Here is a 7,084-nt window from a genome sequence, read left to right as displayed (position 1 = left end):
GAGGCGGTGGTGGCCCGCGGGGGCCGACACCTTCCCAGCGGCGAGTATTGCCACCACGGCGGTGCGCGCTCCACAACACCGCTATGGCCAAAACTGCCAGGGACAGACCGCCGGCCAACGGGAGAGGTGGGGTTGAGGGATCGCTTGACCGATCAGCTCGGACCCGACTCTGGATCGAGCCCCGGCGCGGAACCAGCTCGCCTCGGTCTAGTACTGGACCCTGGCCGAGGCCGATTTGGGCTTCATGGAGTGTTGGGGACGGAGTGGCTGCAAGGAGCTCACCCGAACTGACGGCTTTTGCTCCAGCAAGGGGGTAGAGGGTGGCGACGGCGATGATCGCCAAGCTGAGGCGAGTGAGGAACCGCGCCATGGCCCCATCTTATTCACGCTGGTCTGCGCCGGGGGGCGAACGCATCGGCTACTTGCGCTTTCCGCCTCGCCTGAACCCTCTGATCGGGACGGCGGTGAAGCGCGGCATGGGCCTCGGGCGCGCGAGGGACTGGGGCGCGAGTCTCAGGATTGTTGTCGCTCTTGCTCAACCCGGAATAGCGGAGCAGCCACTCCGTGAACTTGGAAACGATGCCAAGCGCCCTCACGCTGGGCTAGCCGGTCAGCAATGATCCAGAGCGCCGCGGGGTTGAAACCGAGTCCGCTGTGGCTACCGAACACCTCGACGCTCTCGCTCGTGTTGGAGGGGATCTCGAGACAGGCTCGCCATGGCACGACTCCATCACTGCGGGTGAAGATGGCTGTAGTGGGGACTGGTAACGGCCCACGGGCCTCCTCGGGTGGGCGCTCGGGCGGATGACTCTCCCGCTGAGAACCACGCAGAGCTTCGAACAAGGCGCCGGCGTTGCTGTTGCTTCGATCGCGAAGCCGCAACGGACTGCCCAGCGTGATGACCTGGCGCACCGCCGAGGGCGCTGCCCGAGCGATCTCCCGGGCGTAGATGCCCCCGAGGCTCCAACCGACGAGGCTCATCGGACGCCGATGCTGCTCGGCCAGCTGACGAACCCTGGCTCGGAGACCCTCGATTGTCACCGGGTTGGGCCCCAGATTTCGTCCCAGCCGCCAGGCGTGGACGTGGTAGCCCCGACTCCTGAGGAAGCCCCGGAGGATCCGGGTCGAGACGTCGGAGGCGGTGAACCCGGGCAGGGTGAGCACCGGGTGGCCATCGCCATGCGGTGCCAGCCTCAGCACCGGCCAGGCAGGTCCGAGCACAGCGGCGTCGGCCGTCGCCCGAGGGATCTCGAGCGCAAACAGCAAGGAAGACGGCCGGCGGTAGAGCACTTGCTCAGCCACGAGCCGACGATAGCCCGCGTCGATCGGCCAAGGGACCGTCCCATCCAAGCCCCCAGCTCCCCAGAAAGTGCCTCTGACCTGCGGTGTCGGAGGGGGGACTTGAACCCCCACGTCCTTGCGGACACTAGCCCCTCAAGCTAGCGCGTCTGCCTATTCCGCCACTCCGACGGGGTGGACGACCGGTTACTGCGCAGCCAAGAACTGTACCCGCTGGCCACGGCCCCTCACGACCCGCTCGAGGGAGCGGCGGGGGCCAGGCCCCACTGCTCGGCGTTCCAGAACGGACCCGAGGCGCTCGGGTTGTCGCCGATGTTCAGGTAGGTGCGCTGGTAGGCGATGAACGTCGGGTCCTGGAACAGAGGGAGGGTAACCATGTCGGTCCACAGCTGCTGGTCGATCTGGTTGTAGATAGTGCCGGCCGTGGCCGCGTTCAGCTGGCTGTTGGCCTGGGCGAACAGGGTGTCGACCTTCGGCTCCGAGTAGGCGTCGTAGTTGTTGGCCCCCTCGCCACTGCCCGGGGTCTTGTAGGCGGCGGCGTTGTCCGAGGGGAACGAGCTGCTGGTCGATGCGAAGAGGGCCAGGTCGAAGTTGCCGGCCGGCAACTCCTGACCAAGGAGCGTCGTCGCGGGCGCATCGGCGGGATCCGCCTTGATGCCAGCCCGCTTCAACTGCTCCACGATAAGTCCCTCGGCGGCGACCCGCAGCGGGTCGTCGGAGGTCGTCGAGATGCGCAGCTCCAGCGGCCTGCCGGCGAGCTGAAAGTAGCCGTCCGGCCCCAGGGTGAACCCGGCCCCGGTGATCAGCTTCCTGGCCGCGCCGACATCTGGCTGCTGGTAGCCCACCCCGTTGTCCTGGTAGCCCTGCTGACTATTGACGTACAAGTGGTTGTTGTCGGGCTTGATGGCCTGGTCGATCTGGCCCACTGTGGCGGCGATGAGCTGCTGACGGTCGATGGCCTTGGCGATGGCCTGTCGGACGGCCGGGAGCTTGAGGAAGGCGTTCCGCTGATTGAAGTCGAGATGCTCGAAGCTGAACCCCAGGGCGGTCGAGCTGGCGACCGTTCGGATCTGCTTGACCTGCTGAACGATGTCGACGCGCGGCGCCGGGTAGACAAGATCGAGGGCTCCGCTCTGCAGCGCGGGCGGATCCTGGGTGGGGTCTGGGACAGAGCGCAGCACGATCGTGTCCAGGTGGGCAGGCGGCCCCCAGTAGCGGGGGTTCCGGGCGAGCACGATCTGCTGGCCGGGTGAGTCGCTCTGCACCAGGTAGGGCCCGCCCGAGATGACGGCGGGTCCGAAGGCGTCGAATCCCGTGTTCCAGCCCGCGGTGCGGGCGACGTGGGCGGGGATCAGGTTGTTGAAGAGCGACTTCCAGTCCCCGTATGGCGTCTTGAACACCACCGTCACGGTCTTTCCCCGGTTCGAGCCGGTGATCGACTGGATCTGCGAGTAGCCCGCGGTGGAGAGGACGTCGAACGGCTGGCCACCCACGTCGGTGAAGGTCGGGTCCCCGCTCTGCGCTTCCCAGTTGTAGATGAAATCATCGGCGGTGATCGGTACCCCGTCGGACCACGTCGCCCTGTCGTCGATCTGATAGACGATGGTCTGGGGGGCGAGCCTGTCGAGCTCCGCGCTCTTCACGAAGTTGGTGTCCAGCTGCGGAACTCCCTGCGAGTCGAGAAGGAACACCTGGGGCCAGACGCGGTCCATGATCAGCTGACTCGAGAGGCTGTAGCCCTTCCGGGTGTTCAGGTTGAAGCTGGCGGGCTGCTGATCGAGGGCGAAGGACAAGGATCCACCATCCCGCGCCGGTTGCGGCCCGCGGGCGCTGGTAGGCGGGCTGGGGGGCCCTTGCCCTTGGCCGCTGCTCGAGGAGGAGGTGCAGGCGGCAGCGAGGAGCGCGACAGTGGCGAGGCCGACGAACGAGACCGTCCGCCGGCGCCCGGAGCCCGGCACCGCTACCGCCGTGCTCGACCCGCGGGTCCCCCGATTCGGGTCACTGGAGCCGGATCGCCAGGGCCAGCGTCGTGAACGTGAAGACGACCGCCAGGGTCACGGTGATCCGGTCGAGGTTGCGCTCGACGACCGTGGAGCCGGCGGCCGCCGTTCCCACACTCCCGCCGAACATGTCGGAGAGGCCTCCTCCCCGCCCGCTGTGCAACAGGATGAAGAGGATCAGCCCGAGTGACACGGCGACGTGGATGGCTACTAGCCCAAGCGTGAGCACCCAGCCGGCCTCCTCATCTCCCCGTCGCTGGCTCTCGAAACGCTAGCAGCCCCGTGCCGGCGGGCGGACCCAGCCCCCTACCCGCCAGGGGCGCTCTGCACGATTCGGGCAAAGGCGTCGGGGTCCAGGCTGGCCCCGCCGACGAGGGCGCCGTCGACGTCGTCCTGGGTCAGCAGGTCGGGCGCGTTTGTCGCCGTCACCGAGCCCCCGTACTGGACCCGGAGCGCTGCCGCGACCTCCTTGCCGGCGTGCTCGGCGACCGTTCCCCGAATGATGCGGCACATCCCTTGGGCGTCCTCGGGCGTGGCGTGCTGGCCGGTGCCGATGGCCCAGATGGGCTCGTAGGCGATCACCAGCTGGCCCATCTGGAGCGGGGTGAGCGGCCGCCTTCCCGATACCGGGCCGGCGTCGGGCTCGTCATCGGACGAACCGGAGAATGCCGCCACTAGCTGAGTTGTCACGGTGCTCTCGGCCTCCCCCGCCTCCCGCTGGACGAGCGTCTCGCCCACACAGAGGATGGGCGTCATCCCGTGGGTCAGCACGGCGCGCAGCTTGGCCGCCACGACGGCATCGGTCTCGCCGAAGAGCTGGCGCCGCTCCGAGTGCCCCACGATCACGTAGGTCACGTTGAGCTTGGCCAGCATGACCGGACTGACCTCGCCCGTGTAGGCGCCGGCCTCGGCCCAGTGACAGGTCTGGGCCCCGAGGGCGATCGGCATGTCGTCGGACTCCACGACGGTCTGGACCGATCGAAGATCGGTGAACGGTGGGTGCAGGGAGACGTCCCGAGTCGCGGTGTCCTCCGGGGACAGGCGGTAGGCGAGCTTCTGGACGACCTGGATGGCCTCGAAGTGGTTGAGGTTCATCTTCCAGTTGCCGCTGACGAGGGGGCGTCGGTTGGTCATGGTTCTCTCCCCGGCGCGTTGGAGGCGCCCCGGAGGGCTGCCAGCCCTGGCAGGTCACCGCGCTCGAGCAGCTCGAGGGTCGCACCCCCGCCGGTCGACAGATGATCGACCTGGTCGGCGAGGCCGAGGTGGGCGAGGGCACTGGCGCTGTCGCCGCCGCCAACGACGGTGTACCCCCGGCACTCGGCCACGGCCACGGCCACGGCGCGGGTGCCGGCCGCGAAGCGATGGTCCTCGGCGACCCCCATGGGGCCGTTCCACAACACGGTGCCCGCCGGGCGGATCTCGTCGGCGAACTCGGCTGCTGTCCCCGGACCGATGTCCGTGCCCTTCCATCCTGGCGGGATGGTCCGACCGACCGTGCGGACCTTGCCGGTTCCGTGCTTGCCGAGCCCGAGGGTGCCGCCCGGAGCCAGGGCCACCACGTCGGTAGGCACTACCACGCGTCGTCCGGAGTCCAGGAGCCGGCGGCACGCATCCTCCTGGTCGGGCTCGACCAGGGATTCGCCGATCTCGTGTCCCAGGGCGGCGAGGAACGTGAAGCACATCCCCCCGCCCACCAGCAGGACGTCCGCCCGCTCCACCAGGGACTGCAGGAGGCCCAGCTTGTCGCTCACCTTGGCCCCGCCGAGCACGGCCACGAACGGCCGGGCGGGATGGTGCAGCAGGCCGGCCAGGGCCTCGACCTCCCGCTCCAGCAGACGTCCGGCGGCGCTGGGCAGGAGGGCCGGGGGGCCGACGATGGACGCGTGGATACGGTGCGCCGAGCCAAAGGCGTCATCGACGTAGAGGTCCTGGCCCTCGACCAGGCGGGCGACGAAGGCGGGGTCGTTGGCCTCCTCTCCCGGGTCGAAACGCAGGTTCTCCATGAGCTCGACGCCCGGTGCCAGCTGCGCCAGCCGGTGACGCACCGGCTCCATCGCGAAGCGGGCGTCGGGCTCGCCGCGCGGCCGCCCCAGGTGACTGCACGCCGTGACCTTGGCCCCTCGCTCCATGAGCCACTCGATCGTCGGCAACGCGGCCCGCAGGCGAAAGTCGTCGTCCACCTCGGCCACGCCGCTCGGCGACGACCTCAGAGGGACGTTGAGGTCGGCCCTGAGCAGCACCCGTCTGCCGGCCGGATCGGGGAGGTCCTCCAGCCGTGGCAGCTGGAGCACCAAAGCGTCAGCGACCGGACCCTCCGACGACCACGGCCAGGTCGACCAACCGGTTGGCGTAGCCCCACTCGTTGTCATACCAACCGAGCGCCTTGACCAGCGTGGAGCCGTCCCCCGCGGCGGTCGCCATGGTGAGTCCAGAGTCGAAGGTGCACGACGCCGGGGACCCGATGACGTCCGAGGACACGATGGGATCCTCGGTGTACTCCATCACCTTCGACAGCGGTCCGGAGGACGCGGCCTCGCGGTAGGCGGCGTTGATCTGCTGGACGCTGGCGTCGGCCTCGATGATCGCGGTGAAGTCGGTGATCGAGCCGTCCTGCACCGGTACGCGCAGCGACGTGCCGTCGAGGCGACCCTGCATGGCCTGGAGGACGAGCCCCGTCGCCCGGGCCGCGCCGGTCGACGCCGGGATGATGTTGACCGCGGCAGCGCGGGCCCGGCGCAGGTCCTTGTGAGCCAGGTCGAGCAGGTTCTGGTCGTTGGTGTAGGCGTGCACGGTCGTCATCAGGCCGCTGCGTACGCCGAAGGCGTCGTCGAGCACCTTCACCATCGGGACGAAGCAGTTGGTGGTGCACGACGCGTTCGAGACCACGGTGTGCTGGGCGGGATCGAAGGTCTGGTCGTTCACGCCCATCACGAATGTGGCGTCGACGTTGGTCGCCGGCGCCGAGATGATCACCCGCCGCGCTCCCCCGTCGACGTGGGCGGCGGCCTTGTTGCCATCGGTGAAGATTCCCGTGCTCTCGATGACCACCTCGACATCCAGCTCCGACCACGGCAGCGCCTTCGGGTCGCGTTCGGCGAACACCTTCACCTCGTCGGAGCCGATCCTGATGGCACCGTCGCCGGCCTGCACCCCCTCCAGTCGACCCAGGGTGGAGTCGTAGGCGAGGAGATACGCGTTCGTCTCGGGCGGGATCAGATCGTTGACCGCGACCACGTGCACATCAGCGTTGGATGCGCGCGCCGCCCGCAGGAAGTTGCGGCCGATGCGACCGAACCCGTTGATGCCAACCCGTACGGACATGTCCCGTCCTCCTCCTTACCCGAGCCCTATCCGACCAGATCGACGAGGGCTGCTGCCAGTTTCTCCCAATCGTGGGCCAGCCCGTTGGGCCGGGCCAGGGGTGCGTCGATCCAGGGCCGGCCCGGCGCCCCGAGGGGCAGGCCCGACGTGTCACACAGCACGACGTCAACCTCGACGCCGTGGAGCTCCAGCGCAGCCAGGTGGGCGGCCACGTCGTAGCCCTCGGTCTCGGGGACCTGGGGGCGGAGGTTGCAGACGTAGACCTTCCGGCCCCTCGCCTCGGCCAACGCGTCCCGGAGCGCCGGGACGGCCAGCGCCGCCAAGACGCTGGTGTACAGGGAGCCCGGGCCGAGGACGATCTGGTCCGCTCGGGCCACGGCCTCCAGGGCGGCGGCGGGCGGCTCCGCATCGACCGGCACGAGCGAGACCCGGGCGATGTGTCCCGCGTTGGCCACCGCGACCTG

Annotated in this window: 7 protein-coding genes and 1 tRNA gene; all 8 read right to left on the bottom strand. The window is 69.1% G+C overall.

Annotated elements, in window-relative coordinates; translation table 11 throughout:
- Positions 1-513 precede the first annotated feature (513 nt).
- Positions 514-1,302, bottom strand: a complete 789-nt coding sequence (locus VGF64_04135) for an alpha/beta hydrolase (GenBank protein HEY1633923.1) — start codon at positions 1,300-1,302, stop codon at positions 514-516.
- A gap of 84 nt (positions 1,303-1,386) precedes the next feature.
- Positions 1,387-1,470: transfer RNA gene (locus tag VGF64_04130), tRNA-Leu, on the bottom strand.
- Between the two features lie 56 nt (positions 1,471-1,526).
- Complete coding sequence (locus VGF64_04125; GenBank protein HEY1633922.1) at positions 1,527-3,092, bottom strand: ABC transporter family substrate-binding protein; 1,566 nt, start codon at positions 3,090-3,092, stop codon at positions 1,527-1,529.
- A 205-nt stretch (positions 3,093-3,297) separates the two neighbouring features.
- On the bottom strand, positions 3,298-3,528 hold the full coding sequence (gene secG, locus VGF64_04120; protein HEY1633921.1) for a preprotein translocase subunit SecG: 231 nt from the start codon (positions 3,526-3,528) through the stop codon (positions 3,298-3,300).
- A 77-nt stretch (positions 3,529-3,605) separates the two neighbouring features.
- Entirely contained in the window at positions 3,606-4,433 is an 828-nt protein-coding gene (gene tpiA / locus VGF64_04115) for a triose-phosphate isomerase (protein ID HEY1633920.1), read from the bottom strand.
- Positions 4,430-5,590 (bottom strand): phosphoglycerate kinase, encoded by a 1,161-nt coding sequence (locus tag VGF64_04110; GenBank protein ID HEY1633919.1) that lies wholly within the window; start codon positions 5,588-5,590, stop codon positions 4,430-4,432. Before VGF64_04110 ends, tpiA begins: the two co-directional genes overlap by 4 nt.
- A gap of 7 nt (positions 5,591-5,597) precedes the next feature.
- The gene (gene gap, locus VGF64_04105) at positions 5,598-6,620 is read right to left on the bottom strand and encodes a type I glyceraldehyde-3-phosphate dehydrogenase (protein HEY1633918.1); all 1,023 of its coding nucleotides are present in this window, start codon (positions 6,618-6,620) and stop codon (positions 5,598-5,600) included.
- Between the two features lie 26 nt (positions 6,621-6,646).
- On the bottom strand, positions 6,647-7,084 hold a 438-nt coding region (locus VGF64_04100), incomplete at its 5' end, for a 2-phospho-L-lactate transferase CofD family protein (protein ID HEY1633917.1).

It is taken from the genome of Acidimicrobiales bacterium (assembly GCA_036491125.1).
In the GTDB taxonomy this organism is placed as follows: Bacteria; Actinomycetota; Acidimicrobiia; order Acidimicrobiales; family AC-9; genus AC-9.
This window is presented reverse-complemented; position numbering and strand designations above follow the sequence as displayed.